Source organism: Chitinophaga varians, from assembly GCF_012641275.1.
GTDB lineage: Bacteria > Bacteroidota > Bacteroidia > Chitinophagales > Chitinophagaceae > Chitinophaga > Chitinophaga varians_A.
Genome location: NZ_JABAIA010000003.1, coordinates 1,100,581 through 1,120,502, shown reverse-complemented (window position 1 = coordinate 1,120,502; position 19,922 = coordinate 1,100,581). Strand labels below are relative to the sequence as shown.

Here is a 19,922-nt window from a genome sequence, read left to right as displayed (position 1 = left end):
TTAATAGCAGTAGATTATTCGTTGGCGCCGGATGGCCCGTCCTGCAACAGGTCCAGCACAGCGCCGGCTTCGTTAAGGTCCTGCTCAAGGCGGTTTTCCAGTGCAGACAAATCCGCGTCTCCATTCATAAGGTATTGTTCCTGGCTGCTGATGGTGGGCAACCGGAACATGCCCGCTACTGAGAGATTACAACCGAAAGCATCGTTAATGCGGCTATTCAGGGCCATTAAGCTGATGGAATGGCCACCCAGATCAAAAAAGTTGGTATTGATGCCTATTTTGTCTCTATCCAGGTGTAATACTTCCGACCAGATCTCCACGAGCTTCGTGCCGATAGGTGTAGACGCCGCCTCATACTGTGCTGACGCCATTATCCCTGGGTCGGGCAATCGTTTCCTGTCGGCCTTGCCGTTGGGAGTGAGCGGTATGGAGGGTAAGTGAACAAAATAAGCCGGCACCATGTAGGCGGGAAGGCGCGCCAGCAAATAGTCTTTCAGTGCATCGGCGGCTATCGCCTCTGCAGCGGTGTAGTACGCGGCAAGGTATTTATGGTCGCCTCTTTCCAGCACCGCCACCACCACATCCTGGACAGGGGCATATGCGGCCAGTGTATTCTCTATCTCGCCGGGTTCAATCCGGAACCCTCTTATCTTCACCTGGTTGTCTTTCCTTCCGATAAAGCAGATATTTCCGTCGGGCAACCAGCAGGCCATGTCGCCCGTTTTGTACATTCTTTCTCCATCGAAAAACGGGTCCGCCACAAAACGCTCTTTTGTAAGCGCGTCGCTGTTTACATATCCGCGGGCTAACCCGGCGCCGGAGATACAGAGTTCTCCTGGTACGCCAACAGGTTGCAGCTGGTGATCAGCATTCAGGATATAAACTCTTTTATTCGCTATGGGCCGCCCTATGCTGTATACGGTATTCGCTTTGTCGTGCCGCAGCGCCGCATAGGAGGTCCATATAGCATCCTCCGTAGGGCCATAGAGGTTATACAGCTCAAATGGCAGCTCGCCGGCCGGGTGATACTTCAACCTGTCGCCCGCCACATTTACCACCCGCAGGGAGGGGGGCGCGCCTGGCCATTCATTTTGCAGCAGATATTCGGCCAGTGCGGTTGGCAGGAATGTGATCTCCACCCTGTTTTCCTTCAGCCATGACTGCATCAGGGCTGCGTCTGTACGCAGGTATTCCGGCGCCACGCAAAGACAGCCCCCGCTTGTCAAAGCAGGCCATATTTCAAAAGCGGCCGCATCAAAAGTGATGCTGGCGATCTGGCTAAACACCATCCCGGGGGATATTTGATAGATGTGCTGATAATTGCACAGCATATTCGATATTCCGCGTTGCGTCACGGCTACGCCTTTGGGCTTGCCTGTTGTTCCCGAGGTATAGATGATGTAGATAATATCTTCTGGCAGTATTGCGGCAGGTTGATAGGCTATGTTATCATCCCAGCCGTCTTCCCCTGTAATGACAAGGCTTTCTGTTGCCTCCCCGGCAGGCATGCCGTGCTGCAGGGCTGCCTGAACCACCAGTAGCGCAGCACCGCAATCTCCCAGCATATACGTGTTCCGTTCGCGGGAAGCGTCGGGAGATAACGGTACGTATGTGCAGCCTGCCAGCAGGATGCCCAGCATACCGGCTACCATTTCGGGAGATATGGCGCACAGCAAGCCTATTGCGGCTTTACCCCTGCCACCCAGCTTTTCGTCGATCTGGCGGGCAATGCAGCAGGCTTTGTTGTGCAACTGCCGGTAGCTGATATTTCTGCCTTCAAACCGAATGGCGGTGCTGTCGGGATCTGTGGCCGCCCTTTTTGTAAACAAAGCCACAACCGTATCCTGGTGTTCAAACGGAAGCCGCATGTCGTTAAATGCATACAGCAGCTGCTGTTTTTCCTGCGGCGAAACAATCTCCAGGTCTGCCACGCGCTGTTTCACCGTTGTGACCACCTGCGTGACGACACGGCCCAGGTGAAGCATCAGCTTCTCTATCTGCTCGTCCGTATACACGGTAGCATCATAGTAGAACTTCAAGGTCATCTCCCGTGCGGGGATAATGACCACCGAAAGGCTGTAATTTGCCTGCTCAAATATCTCTGCGTCCGTTATACTGTAGCCCGCACCGTTTTCCGTCGCTGTTGCATCTACCATACCTGCACTTTCGGGGTAATTCTCGAAGACCATAATGTGATCAAACAGCTCCTGCCCTGTTGTAGTGAGCGACTGGATGTCCGGTAGCGGATGATAATGATGGGGTTCGCTTTGCAGTGCCCGTGCCTGTATACCTTTCAGCAGGTCGAGGACCGTATCTGTTTCCTCATATTTCACCCGCACAGGGACGGTATTGATAAACAGGCCCACCATTTCCTCCACCCCGGCTATCTCTGCCGGACGGCCAGATACCACGCAGCCAAATACCACATCCCGCACATTATTGTACTTCGCAAGTAAAATACTCCAGCTGGCCTGCAAAAGCGTATTGACCGTTATGTGATGGTCTGCTGCAATTTGCTGCAATGCGCATACCTGCTCTGCACTGAGCACCAGTTGCCGGATACGTTGCTGATATGGTATTGTTATTTGTTGCCGGGATGTTTTATCTCTGAAGCTCGTCAGCGTATCATAAGACGCGAGATAGTTTTTCCAGTAGTCTGCCGCCAGTGCCTTATCCCTGCTTTCCAGCCAGGCGATATAGCGGGAATATTCCCGCACGGCAGGAAGGGCAACAGTTCTGCCGGTTTCATAAGCTGCATATATCTTCCTGAATTCATTTAAAATGATACCGATGCACCAGCCATCCATCAGGATATGATGGAAGCTCCATATCAAGCGGTACTCCTCATCTGCAATGCGGATAATGGAAAGGCGCATCAGCATATCTGCTTCGAGGTTAAATTTTTTCTGCCGGTCGCGCAAGCGGTACTGTTCCACCAGCCCGGCCGCTGGTGTTATCAGGCATTCTTTACGGGCATCTGTAAAGGTGATGGTCATCTTCCTTTCTTTCAGGACTGCCTGCAGAGGGCGCTGTTGTCCTTTCTGCAGGAACACCGTACGCAGGATGGCATAGCGGTGGATAATAGCGTTCATAGCCTTTTCTACCAGGGCGATATCCAGCGGCCCCGTTATGCTGCAAACCAGCTGATCAAAATAGTGTTCAGCCTCTGGCTCCATCAGCGCATGAAACAGCATTCCTTCCTGCATAGGCGCCATCGGGTAAATATCTTCCAACTCGTATTGCTGTTGCAGCGATTCAAGCTGCGGAAGCGTGAGATCTTTGAAGGTGAGATCAGACGGGGTCAGCTCCACATTAGCGCCGCTGCAGCAATAGCTGGTTATTTCTTCGAGCGCATTGCGGTACGATTCCATCAATGCCGTGATAGTTTCTCTGTTATAGCGACAAGTGCTGTACACCAGTTGCATGGTCAGCCGGCCCCCCACTACTCTTCCGGATATTTCCCAGTCATATGCTCCTTCTTCCAACAGGGAAGTCTCGCGGCTTCTGGTATCGTCCGATACACTAAACGTCTTGCCGGTAATATCGGTATCGAACTGACCGAGGTAGTTAAAGCTGATGCGGGAACGTACATCTCCCGGAATAGTGTTGCCTTTTTGGTATCTCCATATCGTATAGTCGATACCGTTATTGGGTATATGGCGGAGCAGCTCTTTTACTTCCCTGATCATACGGGAAAGGCTATCCGCATCGCTGGCCAGCAATACCGGATAGATACTGGTGAACCAGCCTACGGTACGACTAATGTTCGCACCAGGCACTTCCTCCCGTCCGTGCCCTTCCAGGTCCAGCAATATGCCGTGCTGCTGATAGCAACGGCGGATGCCCAACAGCAATCCCGCCAGCAGCAGATCATTGATGCGTGTGCCAAAGCGCCGGTGGGCATCGCCCAGCAACTGGCTGGTCAGCTCGCGGGCCAATACGAACGTTTCCACTTCCTGTTCATCTGCTCTGTTTGTCCCTTCCGGAAAGTCGCGTTTCAACGGAGGATAAGCCTGTGCATCGAAAGAAGCCCAGTAAGCGCATGCCTTCGTATAGGCTTTGCCGGCAGTATAGTCCGACAGCCTTGACGGCCACGACAGGAATGCATCGGTCTTCTCCGGCAACAGCAGCGGTTCTCCCCGCAAGAGCTGACCATGCAGTGTGCCGATATCTTCGAGCAGGATACGCCAGCTCACACCATCCACCACCAGGTGGTGAACCACGATCAACAGCCGGCTGCCTTCCGCCACATGAAACAAACCGGCCCGGAGCAACGGCCCGGCCGAAAGATCGATACCTGCCTGTATTTCATTACAGCGGGCAGACAATAGCGCAGCTTCATCCGCAGCATTGCTGAAGTCATCTTCCGTTATCCATTCCTGCATTTCCAGCCCCTGGTTATACATGCAGATGCCTTCCTCTTCTTCGCGGAACACCATTCGCAGCGCATCATGATGCGCCATCAAGGCAGACAGAATCTTCCGCGCGTTGCCAACCGACAGCCCCTCGCTGAACAACAACATCACCGATTGGTTATAATGATGCCGGTGTACCAGCGGCATTTCAAAAAACATTCGTTGCACCGGCGTTAATACAGACTTGCCGGTTACCACCGACTGATCGGCGACAGTGACCTTTTTCTTCAATACCACTGCCAGCTCCCGTATCGTCTGATGAACAAATACATCATTGACAGACAGCTCGTATCCCTCCGCACGTACCCGCGACACCACCTGTATAGATTTTATGGAGTCGCCACCCAGTGCGAAGAAGTTACTATCAACACCCGCCCGGGCGCAGCCCAGTACAGCAGACCATATGCGTGCGAGGCATTCCTCTTCCGCCGATACGGGCATAACATATGCCACATCGCCCTCCGTCATCACGTCCGGCAATGCTTTTTTATCCAGCTTCCCGTTTACATTAAGCGGAAACTTTGCCAATGCCATAAAATGCGCGGGCACCATATAATCCGGCAGTCTGGCCGACAGGAAACGTTTTAAGGAAGATGGAGCTATTTCTTCATCTGCAACATAATACGCTGCCAGGCACCGGCCATTTTTCCCTTCCGCGGCCAGTACAGCCACTTCCCGGATGCCTTCGTACCGCGCCAGCTGCATTTCAATCTCACCCAATTCAATCCGGAAACCCCGCACTTTCACCTGGTCATCTATCCTGCCAAGGAACGCTATATTTCCGTCCGGCAGCCAGCGGGCCAGATCTCCTGACCGGTAAATACGTTCACCCGTATAAGGGTTAGCGACGAATTTCTGACTGGTCAACGCTTCATTATTCAGATAACAGAGGGAAAGCCCCGCGCCCGATATACACAGCTCGCCGGCCACGCCTTCGGGCACCAGCTGCTGCCGACTGTTCAGTATATAGACGCCGGTATTGGTGATAGGACGGCCGATGGGGACAGTGTCCAGGCTTCGGACCTCGTTGACAGGATAGAAGGTTGAGAAAACGGTGGCTTCCGTTGGCCCGTAGACATGAATGAGCCTTTCTTTTCCCAACAACTCAAATGCCTTCCTTACATGCTGGACAGACACCCTTTCTCCGCCAAACAATATCCTGCGCACATGTGTAAGGCATGTGCCCTGCTCTTCTATGAGTATGTTAAATAAAGCGGTCGTTATAAAGAATACCGAAATCTGTTTCTCTTGTATCAGCCGGGCCAGCGCCGAAAGATCATCGATCATCTCCCGCCGGATCATAAACAACGTTGCACCATTCAACAATGCACCGAAAATGTCGAATACAGAACCATCAAATGCAAAACTGGAAAGTTGCAGTATTCTGTCCCTACCGGTGATGCTGATATAATTGGCTTCCCGCGTCAGCCGTATCACGCCCGACTGGCTGATGACCGTTCCTTTGGGGCGGCCGGTGGAACCGGATGTGTAGATGATGTAGGCTGCATCATTCAGGGTGGTAACAGGCGGCAACGCAGAGGCTTCACCACCTTCGAGGTTTAGCACGTGCATCGCAATGGTCCGGATGCCAAAGTCTGCCATCGTATATCCCTGGTCGGTTAATATTATCGAAGCGCCGGAATCGGCCAGTATATAACCGATCCTGTCTTCGGGGCTTCCGGGATCAACCGGCAGATACACCGCGCCAACCTTCAATACAGCCATCAGACTGATAATCATTTCCGGCGAGCGGTCGCATATGATAGCGACGATGTCGCCTTTCCCTGCGCCGGCCGTTTTTAATATATGAGCCAGCCGGTTGCACTTTCTGTCGAGCTCCGAATAAGTCAGTGATATGTCTTCAAAAACAAGCGCTGTATGTTCCGGTACCTGTGCCGCCTGCCTTTCGAATAATGACACAATAGTATCTGTGTCAGCATAGTCTTTCCCGGTATCGTTATACAGATATAACAGCCGTTGCTGCTCTTCGGCTGACAATATGCTGATCTCCGGCACGTTTATTTCGCCACCTCCAGCGAGCTGCCGGATGATTTCATCCATATGCCCCACTACCCGCCGTATCTGACGGTCTTCATACCGGCGCTTATTATATTCAAAACGGATGGAAATATTTTCCCCGGGCGTAACCACGAGGGCCAGGTCATAATTGGCCCGTTCAAACACCGCTATGCTTTCTATCCTGTAGTCGTTATCTGCATCGGTACCTGCCAGCAAGGCCGTCAGCGGGTAATTGTCAAATACCATGATATGGTCCAGCAACAACCTGCCCGGTGCGCTGCCGGCCTGTATTTCCGACAACGGATGATAATGATGCGGCTCGGCCGATAATGCCGCTTCCTGCACCCGGCGCAGCAATGATGAGATCTTTTCTTCCGGCCCGTAGCTGATGCGTACCGGCACCGTATTGATAAAGAGTCCCACCATCGACTCCACATCGGCCAGCTCCGCAGGGCGGCCGGACACTACCGCACCGAAGACCACATCCTCTGCCTGGTTGTATTTACTCAACAGTATTCCCCATGCTACCTGTAAAACGGTGTTTATCGTTACGCCATTATCTATGGCTAACCGATGCAATTGGCCGGTCCTTTCTTCTCCCAATAACATCGCCTCTTTTGCCAGTTCATAACCACCCCCCTCTGCTTTGCCGTGTTCGGGGATTATACCCGTCATGTTTTCAAAACCAGACAGGTATTCTTTCCAGTATTGCGCCGACAAGGCGGCGTCTCGCTCTTCCAGCCAGCTGATGTAATCTCCGTAGGGACGTACCGCCGGCAGCAATACCTCGCTGCCACGGCTGTATTGCTGATACAGCGCTTTAAAATCGCGCATAATAATACCCATGCACCAGCCATCCATCAGCACATGGTGATAACTCCATATCAACTCATATGCAGATGCTGCCAAACGCAGGACGGTCACCCGCATCAGCACATCACGGCCCAGGTCGAACTTACGGCTCCGGTCCTGCTGACGAATACGGTCAACGACTGCCGCCGTTCCTTCCTGCACACAGGCTTCACGCATATCTTCATAGGACACTTTCATTCTCCTCCCGCGGTATACAATCTGTAACGGACGTTCATAACCCTCATGTACAAACTGTGTACGCAGTATCGCATAACGCGCAATGATGCCGTTCATCGCATGTTCTATCGCCGCGATGTCCAGGCGGCCCTGCAAACGGCAGCTCAGTTGCTCAAAATACTGGTCGCCTTCTCTGTCGTATAACGCATGGAACAGCATACCCTCCTGCATCGGAGACAACGGGTAGATATTTTCCAGCGCATGTTCCGATTGTAACGCATCCACCTGCGACAACGTCAGCGATTTGTAAACCAGGTCTGAAGGACTCAGTTCTACCTTCCCGTGACGACAACATGCTTCCGTGATCTCTTCCAGCGCGTCCCGATACGACTGCATAAAAATCCGCACCCTGTCCGCGGCATATTGCCGGGGGCTGTACGTGAGCGTCATCTCCAGCTCCCCGCCCAGCACCATGCCGGACACCTCCCAGTCGTATTCCGCTGTTTCCCCCTCCCAGATCTCACGGCCACCGGCGCCGCTTACCGCCGTAAAATATTCTCCCGACACTGCTGTATCAAACTGGCCAAGGTAGTTGAAGATCACACGGGAACGTCTACGAGTGTGCTCTACGCTGTTGCATACATATTGCCGGATCATATAGTCGATACCGTTATTGGGCACCCGGCGCAGCGTTTCTTTCACCTCGCGGACCAGGCGCGTAAGGTTGTTTACATCTCCAGACAACCATACAGGGTAAATGCTGGTAAACCAACCTACCGTACGGCTGATATCCGCTCCCAAAAGCTCTTCGCGGCCATGGCTTTCCAGGTCCAGCAGGATGCCCGGCTGTTGGTAACAACGGTGCATGCCCAGCAGCAGACCTGCCAGCAACAGATCGTTGATGCGGGTGCCGAAGCTCCGGTGTGCTTCGCCCAGCAGCCGGCCCGTCAACTGCCTGCTTAGACGGAATCTTTCTACCTGCTGCCCGCCTGTTTTGTTCGTGCCTTCAGGGTAATCGCGGTTCAACACCGGATAGGCGCCTGCATCGAAAGTATTCCAGTACCGGCAGCCCTTCGCAAACGCCTTGCCCTCACTATATTCCGACAACCGTGACGGCCACAACAGGAAGGCATCCGTTTTCCCCGGCAGCTGCAGCGGTTCGTTCCGCTGCTGCTGGCCATACAGGGTATGCATATCTTCCAGCAGGATACGCCAGCTGACACCATCCACCACCAGGTGATGGACCACCAGCAGCAACCGGCTGCCTTCCGCCAGGTGAAACAGTCCGCCACGCAGCAGCGGGCCTGCGGCCAGATCAATACCTGCCTGCATTTCATCGCAGCGCGCCAGCAGCGAGGCTTCCGCTTCCGGCTCGCCGCGCAGGTCATATTCCTCCAGCGACACTGCCAGCTCCGGGCCCTGATTATGCATGAACACACCTTCCGCTTCTTCCGCGAAGACCATCCGCAGCGCATCATGATGCTCCTGTAGCATGGCCAGCATTTGCCGTGCACGGTCGGCCCCAAGGCCGTCAGGAAACAACAGCATCACCGACTGGTTATAGTGGTGCCGACGGGCAAAAGGCGTTTCAAAAAACAACCGCTGTATAGGCGTCAGAGCGGCCCTGCCTACCACGGTGGCCCTATTGGCAGGCACCTCCGCCGCCTTCGCCACATTAGCCGCCAGCAATCGCACCGTTGGCCAGGAAAAAATATCTTTAACAGATAAGCTATAGCCTGCTGTACGCAAACGCGATACTATCTGTATAGATTTAATAGAATCTCCGCCCGCAGCGAAAAAATTCTCTGCCACGCCAATATCTGCTATCCCCAATACCTCCGACCAGACAACCGCTATCACTCTTTCAGCTTCGGACGACGGTGCATCGCCGCTTTTACTGCCTATTACATCCGGCGAGGGCAACGCCTTCCGGTCCAGCTTTCCGGTAGTGGTCAACGGCATATTTGGCAGACGAAGGTAATAGGCCGGAACCATGTAATCCGGCAGGGTTTCAGACAGAAACGCCCTTAGCAATGCCATGTCTATCTCCTGCTCCGCCACATAATATGCCACGAGGTATTTACTGCCATCCCTGTCATGTGCCGTCACTACCGCCTCTTTTACCCCTTGATACATGCTGAGACGGTTTTCTATTTCACCGGGTTCTATCCTGAAACCCCTTATTTTCACCTGTTCATCCGCCCTGCCCAGGAATGCCAGGTTTCCGTCCGGCAACCAGCAGGCCAGATCACCGGTACGGTACATCAGCCCACCCGGCATAAAGGGGTCAGAAACAAACCGCTGCCGGGTCAGCACAGGATCATTGACGTATCCGGCCGCAAGTCCGTCGCCGGCAATGAACAACTCCCCTTTTATTCCTTCGGGCAACAGCTCCTTATTTTTTCCAAGGATATACACGCGGGTGTTATCCAGGGGCCTGCCAACAGGAATAGTGCCACCGGAAACATGCATATCGGTGATCAGGCACTGTATCGCCGTAACCGTTGTTTCCGTAGGCCCGTATTCGTTATAAAAATCATAATCCCGGTAAAAGCGAGTTGCCGTCTGTACCTTGCACTGCTCGCCTCCGGCTATAACCCTTTTTACGTTATTGGGTGTTTTGAGTGTAATGTTTTCCAGGAAAGAAGGTGTAGCATGAAGGTGCGTCACGTTCATCGCTGAAATATAGTCGTTGAACAGGTCATTGTCTGTTATCCTCTCCCTTTCTATCAACACCAGGGCGGCACCGGCCGACAGTGCCAGCCAGATCTGTTCTACGGAGGCATCGAAACATATCGTGGAGAACTGCAGAATACGGTCCTGCTCATCTATATCAAAAGTTCTTTGTTGAGACAATACCAGGTTAACCACCGAATGATGGGATACCATTACACCTTTAGGCTTACCGGTAGAACCCGACGTATAGATAATATAGGCTGTATGTCCGGCCAGGCTTTGCGGGCCGGGCAGCCCAGGCGCCGCTTCATGCTCAGGCAGACGTCTGACGTCTGCAGTCTTGATAAAGTCGGCGTAAAGACAGGTCGTTTTTTCTTCCGTCAGCAATAGTACGGCGTTGGTCTCCTCCAGCAAATGCCGGTTGCGGGTATAAGGCAGCCCGGCCTCCAGCGGCAGATAAGCCGCTCCGGCTTTCAGGATGCCCAACATAGCAATAATCATTTCAGGAGACCTTTCTATCATCAGTCCTACTACTGCTCCCGGCGTTACGCCGCTGGCTGCTAAGTAACTGGCCACCCGGCCTGCACGGTTATTCAGTTCGCTGTAGGTCAGGCTGACATCATTGCAGCGCAGCGCCGTCCTGCCGGGGTGTGCCCGGACGCTCTTTTCAAACATATCAACAAGAGACATCTCCTGCGGATATACTGTCACCGGCCGGTTAAACTCGTGCAAAATCCGGTATGTCTCCTCAGCGGTCAATATCTCTATGGCAGATACCGGCACCGCGCTGTTATTGAGGAGCTGTGTTATTATCAATTGAAAGTGTCCCACTACACGCTTCATGAACCCTTTATCAAACGCATGGGCATTATAATGCAGTGTAACGCTTGTCTTTTCATTCGAAGCTACAACGACAGACAGATTGTAATTAGTCTGCTCATGTACCACTAAGTCGGATATACGAAAATCCAGCTCTTCCTGCCCTGGCCCCATGATCGTATCTGCCAGCGGATAGTTTTCAAATACCATGATATGGTCCAGCAGCGACCTGCCGGGCGTGCTGCCGGCCTGTATTTCCGACAACGGATGATAATGATGCGGCTCGGCCGCTAGTGCCGCTTCCTGCACCCGGCGCAGCAATGATGAGATCTTTTCTTCCGGCCCGTAGCTGATGCGTACCGGCACCGTATTGATAAAGAGTCCCACCATCGACTCCACATCGGCCAGCTCCGCAGGGCGGCCGGACACCACCGCGCCGAAGACCACATCGTCTGCCTGGTTGTATTTACTCAACAGTATTCCCCATGCTACCTGTAAAACGGTGTTTACCGTTACGCCATTATCTACGGCTAACCGATGCAATTGGCCGGTCCTTTCTTCTCCCAATAACATCGCCTCTTTTGCCAGTTCATAACCACCCCCCTCTGCTTTGCCGTGTTCGGGGATTATACCTGTCATGTTTTCAAAACCAGACAGGTATTCTTTCCAGTATTGCGCCGACAAGGCGGCGTCTCGCTCTTCCAGCCAGCTGATGTAATCTCCGTAGGGACGTACCGCCGGCAGCAATACCTCGCTGCCACGGCTGTATTGCTGATACAGCGCTTTAAAATCGCGCATAATAATACCCATGCACCAGCCATCCATCAGCACATGGTGATAACTCCATATCAACTCATATGCAGATGCTGCCAAACGCAGGACGGTCACCCGCATCAGCACATCACGGCCCAGGTCGAACTTACGGCTCCGGTCCTGCTGACGAATACGGTCAACGACTGCCGCCGTTCCTTCCTGCACACAGGCTTCACGCATATCTTCATAGGACACTTTCATTCTCCTCCCGCGGTATACAATCTGTAACGGACGTTCATAACCCTCATGTACAAACTGTGTACGCAGTATCGCATAACGCGCAATGATGCCGTTCATCGCATGTTCTATCGCCGCGATGTCCAGGCGGCCCTGCAAACGGCAGCTCAGTTGCTCAAAATACTGGTCGCCTTCTCTGTCGTATAACGCATGGAACAGCATACCCTCCTGCATCGGAGACAACGGGTAGATATTTTCCAGCGCATGTTCCGATTGTAACGCATCCACCTGCGACAACGTCAGCGATTTGTAAACCAGGTCTGAAGGACTCAGTTCTACCTTCCCGTGACGACAACATGCTTCCGTGATCTCTTCCAGCGCGTCCCGATACGACTGCATAAAAATCCGCACCCTGTCCGCGGCATATTGCCGGGGGCTGTACGTGAGCGTCATCTCCAGCTCCCCGCCCAGCACCATGCCGGACACCTCCCAGTCGTATTCCGCTGTTTCCCCCTCCCAGATCTCACGGCCACCGGCGCCGCTTACCGCCGTAAAATATTCTCCCGACACTGCTGTATCAAACTGGCCAAGGTAGTTGAAGATCACACGGGAACGTCTACGAGTGTGCTCTACGCTGTTGCATACATATTGCCGGATCATATAGTCGATACCGTTATTGGGCACCCGGCGCAGCGTTTCTTTCACCTCGCGGACCAGGCGCGTAAGGTTGTTTACATCTCCAGACAACCATACAGGGTAAATGCTGGTAAACCAACCTACCGTACGGCTGATATCCGCTCCCAAAAGCTCTTCGCGGCCATGGCTTTCCAGGTCCAGCAGGATGCCCGGCTGTTGGTAACAACGGTGCATGCCCAGCAGCAGACCTGCCAGCAACAGATCGTTGATGCGGGTGCCGAAGCTCCGGTGTGCTTCGCCCAGCAGCCGGCCCGTCAACTGCCTGCTTAGACGGAATCTTTCTACCTGCTGCCCGCCTGTTTTGTTCGTGCCTTCAGGGTAATCGCGGTTCAACACCGGATAGGCGCCTGCATCGAAAGTATTCCAGTACCGGCAGCCCTTCGCAAACGCCTTGCCCTCACTATATTCCGACAACCGTGACGGCCACAACAGGAAGGCATCCGTTTTCCCCGGCAGCTGCAGCGGTTCGTTCTGCTGCTGCTGGCCATACAGGGTATGCATATCTTCCAGCAGGATACGCCAGCTGACACCATCCACCACCAGGTGATGGACCACCAGCAGCAACCGGCTGCCTTCCGCCAGGTGAAACAGTCCGCCACGCAGCAGCGGGCCTGCGGCCAGATCAATACCTGCCTGCATTTCATCGCAGCGCGCCAGCAGCGAGGCTTCCGCTTCCGGCTCGCCGCGCAGGTCATATTCCTCCAGCGACACTGCCAGCTCCGGGCCCTGATTATGCATGAACACACCTTCCGCTTCTTCCGCGAAGACCATCCGCAGCGCATCATGATGCTCCTGTAGCATGGCCAGCATTTGCCGTGCACGGTCGGCCCCAAGGCCGTCAGGAAACAACAGCATCACCGACTGGTTATAGTGGTGCCGACGGGCAAAAGGCGTTTCAAAAAACAACCGCTGTATAGGCGTCAGAGCGGCCCTGCCTACTACCGCCGACTGGTCTGCCTGTTTTCCGGTCCTCTTCAGTCGTACCGCCAGCTCCCGGATAGTTTGATGAATAAATATATCTTTCACAGATAATTCATATCCTGCACTGCGTAGTGCAGACACGATCTGGGTAGACCTGATGGAGTCTCCGCCCACCGCAAAAAAATTGTCAGTCACGCTGATGCCATCCGCGGCCAGTACCTTAGACCATACCTCTACCAGCAGCTTTTCTTCCACTGTCAGCACCTGCCCGTTGTCAACCGGCGCCTGTTTATGTTCCGGCGCGGGAAGTGCTTTTTTGTCCAGCTTCCCATTCACCGTCAGGGGCATTCTCTTCAGCCACACATAAAAAGAGGGTACCATATAATCCGGTAATCTGCCGGACAGGAAGCCTCGCAATACAGCGTCTTCCAATGCTGTATCAGCTATATAATACGCCACCAGGTATTGGGCGCCGTTTTTTTCGCGGGGCAGCACGGTCACTTCTCTGATACCCGGCCATTGCAGCAGATGGCTTTCTATCTCACGGCATTCGATGCGGTGGCCGCGGACCTTCACCTGATCGTCGCGCCGGCCGGTGAATACGATATTGCCATCAGGCCGATAGTAGCCTGTATCGCCCGTCCGGTACAGATAACGATAATCTTCTTCGCCATCTTCCGAAAAAGGATTGGGCACAAAAGCACGGAGGGTCTTCTCCTGGTCTTTCCAGTATCCTTTACCAACAGAAATCCCCGCAATACAGATTTCGCCGCGCACTCCCAGGGGGCACAAGTTCATATATTGGTCCGTAATGTATATGCGTGTATTTCTTACCGGCTTTCCGATAGGGATGATCTCTCCTTCCGCTACATCTTTCCCGATGAAATAGAGTGTTACATCATCCGACGCTTCGGCGGGCCCGTAGGCATTTATCAGCGGAACGCCGGGATAACAATCGTACCATTTGTTCACCAGTGCAGTACTGATCTGCTCTGCCGTAGGTATCATCCACCGCAGGCATGGCAGGTGGTTTTTCCCTGCGTTATTCATCGCCTCGTCCACAAAAGCGCGCAGCAGCGAAGGCACCATTTCAGCAATCGTCACCTTGCTTTCCTGCATTTCTCTGAGCAGGCTGCCGGCGTCGAGCTGTGTATCTTTATCGATGATGCATGTTTGTCCTCCAACGAGCAGCGCACATAAAAACTGCCATACGGAGATATCAAAGCTGCAGGAGGCGGTCTGTGCGATCACATCCCCGTTGCCGGGGCCCATCGCCTCTATCATCGCATACAGATGGTTGAGCATCCCCTGCTGGTGCACCATGGCCCCTTTGGGTTTCCCGGTGGTACCGGACGTATAGATGATGTAAGCAATATCGTCCGGTCCAGCTACCTCCGGCACTGCGTCTTCGTCGGCGCTCCATTGTTCCATATGGCTGACAGACAATATTTCGCCGACGGCAGGTACTTTGCTTTTTATTGCTTCTGCGGCAGACAGCGTCTGATCATCCACCAGCACAATACCCGGTTCGCTATCGGCTAGTATTTCCATCACGCGATGCGGGGGATATTCCATTTCTACCGGCACATAGGCCGCGCCTGCTCCGAATGTGCCCAATATGGCGGTAAGCATGTCGATACCTCTGGACATGTACAGCGCCACCCGACTTCCCCGCCCGATGCCTTTTGCCGCCAGGTAAGCTGACAGGTCCGTTGCCCGTTTCAGCAACGCGCTGTAAGTTAACTGTGCTCCGTTATACACCACTGCCGGATATTCCGGCGTACCTTGCGCCTGCTCCTGAAAGAGCGTAAAAAAGGTCTTTTGCCTTTCGAATGGAGTCTCTGTTTCGTTGAACGTATGCAGCAGCAGCCGTCTCTCCGCCGGGCCTACCAGCCCGATATCACGAAGCCGGCAGCCTGCATTACCGGTAATAGCGGTAACAATTGCCCGGAAATAGCCGCAGAAACGATCTATCGTTTCTGCGCTGAACAATTCCGTGGAATATTCGAAGTTCAGGTGCAGCCGTCCTTCTCTTTCTCCCGCCGTTAGCGAAATATCGAACTGCGAGATGGGAGCCCCGATTTCACAGGGGGTTATGGTAAGCCCCGGCACCTCCGGTACAGCAGTTTCAAAATTCTGATATACAAACCACACGTCGAACAACGGGTTACGGCTGGTATCACGCGATACCTTCAAATCGTCTATCAGTAGTTCATAAGGGTATGCCTGCCTGTCGAAGACTGCCAGCGTACGTGACCTAATTTCCCTTAAAAAACTACGGAACGGTATCTCTCCCTGCGGCCGTGTGCGTATAACGACTGTATTGACAAACATTCCCATTACAGCTTCGAGATCCGCATGATCGCGCCCGGAAGCAGGCGTACCGATCACCACGTCTTCCTCCGCGGCCAGTTTGCCCAGCAGGATGCTGAACAACGACAGGACCACCATGAACATGGTGGCGCCCTCCGCATCCCCCAACGCTTTCAGCATTGCGGTTTCCCTGCTGCTCAACGAAAAATGAACGTTAGCGCCCTCATAACTGCGTATGAGCGGCCGCTTAAAGTCCAACGGCAAACCGAGGACGGGGGGCTCTTCAGCAAATTCATTTATCCAGAACTCGCGCGAGCCCGACACTACTGCCTGGTAACCAGCGCTGTTTTGCCAGGCTGCATAATCCCGGTATTGAAAAACAGGCGCCGCTACCGACGTCCCCTGATATAAAGCCATCAACTCCCTTACGAGCAATCCCTGGGATACGCCGTCTGTGATAATGTGATGCAGGTCCAGCAACAAAATATGCTCTTCCTCCTCACATTCGATCCATCCCGCTCTCATCAGCGGGGCTATACCCACATCAAAAGGTCTGATGAATTGTTGCAACAATGCGCTGGTATTGCCATCTGAACGATACTCTTCCATCATAACCGTAACGCTGTCCAGTATTTTCTGGTATGGCTCGCCGTTGACCGTTACAAATAACGTTCTCAGGTTTTCATTTCTGCGAACAAGCTCCTGCAGCGCTTCGGTCATGCGGGACTTATCTACCGGCCCTGTAATCCTGAGGGCCAGCGGCGCATTATAAGCGAGTGAAGATTTATCGAACTGATATAAAAAATACAGCCGTTTCTGTACCGAGCTCAGGGGATAATACTGCCGTTTCTCTGTTTTAAACAACCGGCCACGTCTTCCGGCGTGTTGTTCTGTCCTGGCGCGCAAACAGGCAGCGAGGCTTTTGATAGTGGGATTATCGAAAAGGGTTTTAAGTGGAAGTTCCACATCAAACTGTTTTCCGATGCGGTTGATCAATCGTAAAGCCTGCAAAGAATCGCCTCCCGTATCAAAAAAGCTGCTATCGGTATTGACATATGCATGTCCCAGCACTTCCTGCCATAGCTGCGCCAGCTTTTGTTCCGTCTCGTTGGCGGGCGCGTCTCCTTCTTCACTGAAGTCAGTCAGTGCCGTCGGTTCTGGCAACATGTTCCGGTCCAGCTTTCCGCTCACTGTCAGTGGCATCGCCCGCAAATGTACATACCATGCAGGGACCATATATTCCGGCAGGCCCCGGGAAAGCCAATCCCGCAGGTCCTTCCTTTCCAGCGGGCTATCCGATACATAATAGGCAACGAGGTATTTTTCACCGTTCCGTTCTCTGGCAACCACGGCGGCTTCCGTAATATGCGTATGTGCCAGCAGGTGAGATGCCACTTCTCCCGGTTCTATTCTGACACCTCTTATCTTTACCTGTTCATCCTGCCGGCCCAGGAAAGCTATATTGCCATCCGGAAGCCATCTGGCGAGGTCCCCGGTCCTGTAGATCCTCTCTCCCGGCAGTGCAGGGCATTGTGTAAACTTCTCAGCGGTAAGCGCCTCGCGGCCCAGGTAGCCTCTTGCCAGCCCCACGCCGGCGATACACAGCTCCCCTACCGCGCCTGCCGGTAAAAGCGACTGGTCTTTTCCAAGGATATATAACCTGACATTGTTGATAGGTTTGCCGATGGGCACCACATGATATTCATGCTCAAAGCTGCACTCATAAAATGATACGTCTACTGTGGCTTCTGTTGGCCCATATAAGTTAATCAAACGGCTGCCGCAATATTTGTGAAGCGTATCAGCAAACAATTGTACCTGCGCAGGCATGAGCGCTTCGCCGCTTGTAAATACCTGCCGCAACCGCTTTATCGCTGCGAAGTTAAACCCATCGTTCATGGTGGCGAGAAATGCATTGAGCATCGACGGTACAAAATGGATGGTTGTAACGCCATGTTCCTGTATGGCCCTGATGATCTCTGCAGGGTCTTTTTCCGCGCCGGGCTCCGGAAGGTATAACGACGCGCCGGTGAAAGACCACCAGTACAATTCCCATATGGACACATCAAACACCAGCGGCGTTTTCTGCAACAGCACATCATCTTCGGTAAGCGGGTATTGCTGCTGCATCCAGGTGATTCTGTTAACCACCGAACGATGCTCCACCATTACTCCCTTCGGTTTCCCGGTGGAGCCGGAAGTATAGATCACATAGGCGAGATCATTCCCATCGACAGCCGGAAAATTAACCGGACTATCGTCTGACCAGGCCGCGGCTTCATCCGGGTCTATCAGCGCAATGGCAGCCGGCAACGAGGCCTTCACGTGTCCGGCACGTGTAATCATGGCTTTCAGGCCAGCATCTCCGGCGACGGCATTCACACGTTCTGCAGGAAAGTCAGGATCAATCGGAACATATACGGCACCGGCTTTAAGAATCCCAAAGATGACGGGTAACAATTGTATTTCCCGCGGCAGCATCACACCTACCAGATCGCCGGCGTTAATGCCGGCATTGCTTTTTAGAAAAGCTGCTGTTTTATGGATTGCAGATTGAAGCTCCATATAGGTAAGTGACAGGTTGCCACATCGCAGGGCTGTATTGCCCGGCGTCCGCTTCACCTGTTGTTCAAACAGCGAGATAATGGTGTCCCGCTGCGGGTAAGAAACGGCGGTGTCGTTCAGTTCCTGCGTCAGGTATTTTCTTTCAGCTGCCGAAATAAGATCTGAAAAGCATACTGCCTGTCCGGGATGGTGTAAGCCTTGCCGGAGCACGCGGCCGAAATACGTTTCCAGGTACCCGATAAAAGCCTCATTCACAAGTTCCGCGTCATAAGTACACTCCAGCTCCAGCGCTTCGTTAAAAAATACCGTGACGACCAGCGGGATACCGGTATGCTCATATACAGCCCTTAACCGGACGTCCCATCCGGCATGTGCCGTCGTTGCCCCGGTGACCGGGTAATTCTCCACGGCTATCACAGTGTCGAACAGGTCTTCTGAAGGTTTCAGATCCAGCAGCTTCTTGATCTCCGCATAAGATGTATTACAGTAGTCGCTCCGCTCAAGCAATGCTTTGTTGACCCGTATCGTCAGCTGCGCAAAAGTTTCATCTGCGGCGGGCGCCATCCGAAGCGGAACGGTATTGATAAAATTACCCATCACCATTTCAAGCCCCCTGATGGTTTCATCCCTGGTCGAAACAGCAGTGCCAAAAACAATATCTTCCGCATGGAACCAATGCCGGAGCAGTACGCCATAGGCAGCATAGATAATAGCTGCCCCTGTAACGCCATACAGTGCTGAAAATGCCTTCACATCCAGGCCGGCGATGTGAAAGGAGCGCTTCTGAAGCCTGTTGGCCACAACATCTCCCACAGGCGTTTTCGGGAAACAGGCTGTCACGGGATACCCCGACAGGTGGTTTTTCCAATATGTGTCGCCGGCCCCTTGTAAAACTCTTTGTGCCAATGCGCGGTACACGTCGCCATAGGCAGGCTTTTCGACATGGACTATATGACGACCTCCGGCCAGATCATTGTAATACCGGAAGAGTTCTTTCAGCAAAATAGCTGTACTCCAGCCATCATACAATATATGATGATGTGTAATCACCAAAACAAATTGTTGTTCCGCCACCCTGAGTACGGTCAGCCGGAGCGGCTGCCGGGCCAGGTCCAGTCGTTTGTGCAGGTCTTCCTGCAGGAACTGCCCTGCACTGGCCTGAGCGCGGCTTTCTTTCTGCTGTGAAAAATCGACGAATGCAATCGGCAGATGATGGCTATGAAGGATGATCTGGACAGGCTTGCTAACTTCAGACCAGCGGAAAACCGATCTCAGTACCTGGTTGGCGGCCTGTACTTCATCAAACGCCTGCTGTAACAGGTTTAGCTCCAACTGCCCCCGGATATCAAAAGACAATTGAACGTTATACAACCCCTGGTCATCTTCTTTCAGGTAGTGATATAACATTCCCTTTTGAACCATGCTGAGCTCGAAAATGCCCTCTACATTTGTTCTTTCTATCTTTTCAATCATGATATG

Annotated in this window: 1 protein-coding gene; it reads right to left on the bottom strand. The window is 53.2% G+C overall.

Features of this window, described 5'->3' with window-relative positions:
- Positions 1-14: 14 nt before the first annotated feature.
- Positions 15-19,916: a non-ribosomal peptide synthase/polyketide synthase gene (locus tag HGH92_RS27265; RefSeq protein ID WP_168873978.1), complete on the bottom strand. Its 19,902-nt coding sequence runs from the start codon at positions 19,914-19,916 to the stop codon at positions 15-17.
- Positions 19,917-19,922: the final 6 nt, after the last annotated feature.